Source organism: Acidovorax sp. KPB24-03 (genome assembly GCF_057546605.1).
Genome location: NZ_BAAJYR010000442.1, coordinates 1 through 2,785 on the forward strand (window position 1 = coordinate 1; position 2,785 = coordinate 2,785).

Below are 2,785 nucleotides of genomic sequence, written 5' to 3' on the forward strand. Positions count from 1 at the left end.
TGGAGTTGGCGCGCGGGCGAGGCGGTGGCACTGCACAACGGCGGCACGGCCGACGCCGAATTCCTGCTGCTGCAGGGCCGGCCCCTGGCCGAGCCGGTGGTGCAGTACGGCCCCTTCGTGATGAACACGCAGCAGGAGATCGCCGAGGCCCTGGCCGACTACCGCCGCACCGGCTTCGGCGGCTGGCCCTGGGGCGATGCGGCGCCGGTGCACGGGCCGACCCTGGGCCGGTTCGCGCAGCGGCCGGGCGCGGCGCCGGACGTGCCCGCGCCGGTGGATGTGGGATTGCCATCGGCCGGGTGATCGGACTGTCATTTTTTGTGTGCAAATGGTTATTGCCGTGGGATGGAGAGGCCCGATTTAGCATCTGTGCTCCCTCACTACCGGAGTCGATGGATGGGGCAGTGCTACGCCGCAGGCGATTTCAAAAAATACTTCAACGAGAACATGCAGGATTTGGGCTTGCCCGTGCCGTCCACGCTGTTTGATACCTACAACACGGCCCTCAGCACGGCCTCGACGATGGTGGGGACCCTGGCCACGTTGGGCAAAGGCGCCACGATGGCTGAACTGGTCGGCGCCACTGTGGGTCTGGAAAAGCTGGCGGTGGCTGCCTCCATCGGGGCCTCCGCGTACACCGGAGCGGCCATCGGCAGCATCGCGGTGGCTGCGGGGCGCTCACTCGGCTGTGGATCACGCATGTCCGATCTTTTCGTGATGGCTCGCCAGAACAAACTGGAGTTCGATGGGCTGGCAGCCTTCTATGCCAACAACCCCCAGGTCATTCAGAAAAATCATCCGGGCCGGGCACGCTTTGGAATGCAAGCCAAAATCGCTCCGTCCAATTTCAGCTATGCGTGATGAATAGCCTTCTATTCCTGCTGCTTTGCATCGTGTTGGCGGTGCTCGCTTGGGGCGCTTTCCAGTTTCTGGGCCAGTACGCATTTTTGGTCATGGTCGTCGTCGTCGTGGCGTTGCTTGTCAGCAGGGTGGGAAAACCGAAGTTCAGGCAGAAAAAGTAGCCGTTCGTGGAATCGGGGAACTGCTGCGAGGCCGTTTCCGGGTGATCTGGCTGCGGGCACCCATGGCGCGCGTGTTGCTCGACAATGCAGGCCTGCACCGCCGGGCGCACGCCGCCCGGCTTCGACCGATCCACCGACCTGTCCGGACCCTCCCTCCATGAACATCTCCAAAGACACCGCCGTCACCTTGAGCTACAAGGTCACCACGCCGCAGGGCAAGCCGCTCGATTCCGGCCACATGGCGTACCTGCACGGCGGCTACGACGGCATTTTTCCGAAGGTGGAGGCCGTGCTGGACGGCCAGGCCACGGGCTTTGCCACCACGCTGGACCTGACCGCGGCCGAGGCCTTCGGCGAGCGTGACGAAAGCCTGGTGCGCACCATCCCCAAGAGCGAGTTCCCGCCCGGTGTGAAGGTGGGCGGCCAACTGCGCGGCGCGGGCAACGACGGGCGCGAGCACGTGTTCAACGTGGTCAAGATCAAGGGCCCCGAGGTGCACCTGGACGGCAACCACCCGCTGGCCGGCCAGGCGCTGCGCTTTTCCTGCAAGGTGACCGAGGTGCGGCCGGCTTCGCCGGAAGAAGTGGTGCACCGCCACGTGCACGGCGGGCACGGCCACCACCATTGATCGGGGCTTTCACGGGCATTTGCTATTAAAAATATAGCAAAATGCCCTAGTGTTGATTGCGCTGGCGGCCTGTTCGGCTGGATTTTCGGGGCGGACGGGCTGGATGGGTGGTGCGGCTCAGAACTGCACGTCCACCACCACGTTGTCCAGGTAGGTGCCCTCCACCGGCGCGGCCTGGTCGGGGTACACGCGGGCGCGGTACGGAAACACGTGCGACCCCGTGCCGTTGGCGATGCCGCCCGCCGGGCCGGACGTGGCCTGGCTGCTGGACACGCGGGAGCCGACGGTCGTGCCCCAGGGCGTGGTGCCCGCGCCGAAGAAGATGTCGTAGGCCAGCCGGTTGCTGCCGTTGGCCATCTGGCGCCGCCCGCCGCTCGGGTTGCTGCCCGGCCCCAGGCCGACGGTGTAGACCATGCCGCTGGTGCACACCATCGCCACCTGCGACGCGGCCTCGCCGAAGCCCGTGGGCAGCGCGGCGCTGCCGAAGTTGATGGCCCCGGGCGTGATGAGGCAGTCGTTGTTCACCTGCAGTTCCACCGTCACGGTGCGCGTGGCCGTGCCGGCGTACACCGTGCCCAGGCAGGTGGCGAGCAGGCCCGCGCCGTCGCACAGGTTGTAGGTCCAGGCCAGCCGCAGGGTGTCGCGGTAGGTGCCGGCCGGGACGTTGGCGTTCAGCGTGGCGATCTGCACCGGCACGGTGGCCTTGCGGTTGGGCAGCAGGGTGAGGATGTTGGCCCCGGTGGCGTTGATCACCAGCAGGCCCGACGAATAGGTGAGCCCGCTGCCGTTGCCCGCCTGGTAGCCGATGGCCTTGGTGCTGTCGCTGATGTTGCGCAGCAAAAAGCCGTTGTCGCTGGTGAGCGTGGCCCGCAGCACGCTGTCGGTGGACAGCAGCGACAGCAGCCCGGAGCCGCAGGTGATGGAGAAGCTGCCTGGCGTGGTCAGGCTGCCGTCGCGCACGGCGAAGGAAGACGCGGCGCCCAGCGAGGCGCCGGTTTCCGCATAGGTGCAGACGGCGGCGAACGCCGGTGCGCCGGCGGCGAGGGTTGCCAGGGTGAGCAGGCTGCGCACGGCCTGCCCCGGCCCGGCGAAGGGAGAGGGCCGGCGGCCGGACGGGCTCACGATTGCATCTCCG

General features: G+C 67.1%; 5 protein-coding genes. 3 read left to right on the top strand and 2 right to left on the bottom strand.

All coding sequences use genetic code 11. The features are described from left to right. On the top strand, window positions 1–303 hold a 303-nt coding region (locus AC27KI_RS22265), incomplete at its 5' end, for a pirin-like C-terminal cupin domain-containing protein (protein WP_487115882.1). A gap of 93 nt (window positions 304–396) precedes the next feature. Next, window positions 397–861, top strand: coding sequence for a hypothetical protein (locus tag AC27KI_RS22270; protein WP_272566678.1), 465 nt, complete (start codon window positions 397–399; stop codon window positions 859–861). Here the strand turns inward: AC27KI_RS22270 and AC27KI_RS22275 are convergent. Continuing rightward, on the bottom strand, window positions 848–1,156 hold the full coding sequence (locus AC27KI_RS22275; protein ID WP_487090766.1) for a hypothetical protein: 309 nt from the start codon (window positions 1,154–1,156) through the stop codon (window positions 848–850). The two genes, AC27KI_RS22270 and AC27KI_RS22275, sit on opposite strands and share 14 nt — an antisense overlap. Before the next feature lie 23 nt (window positions 1,157–1,179). Between AC27KI_RS22275 and AC27KI_RS22280 the strand changes: the two genes are divergently transcribed. Continuing rightward, entirely contained in the window at window positions 1,180–1,650 is a 471-nt protein-coding gene (locus AC27KI_RS22280; protein ID WP_272566680.1) for an FKBP-type peptidyl-prolyl cis-trans isomerase, read from the top strand. Between the two features lie 117 nt (window positions 1,651–1,767). Here AC27KI_RS22280 and AC27KI_RS22285 read toward each other — a convergent pair. Then, window positions 1,768–2,785 (bottom strand): Csu type fimbrial protein (locus AC27KI_RS22285; protein ID WP_487115884.1); only part of this gene is annotated, 1,018 nt, incomplete at its 5' end.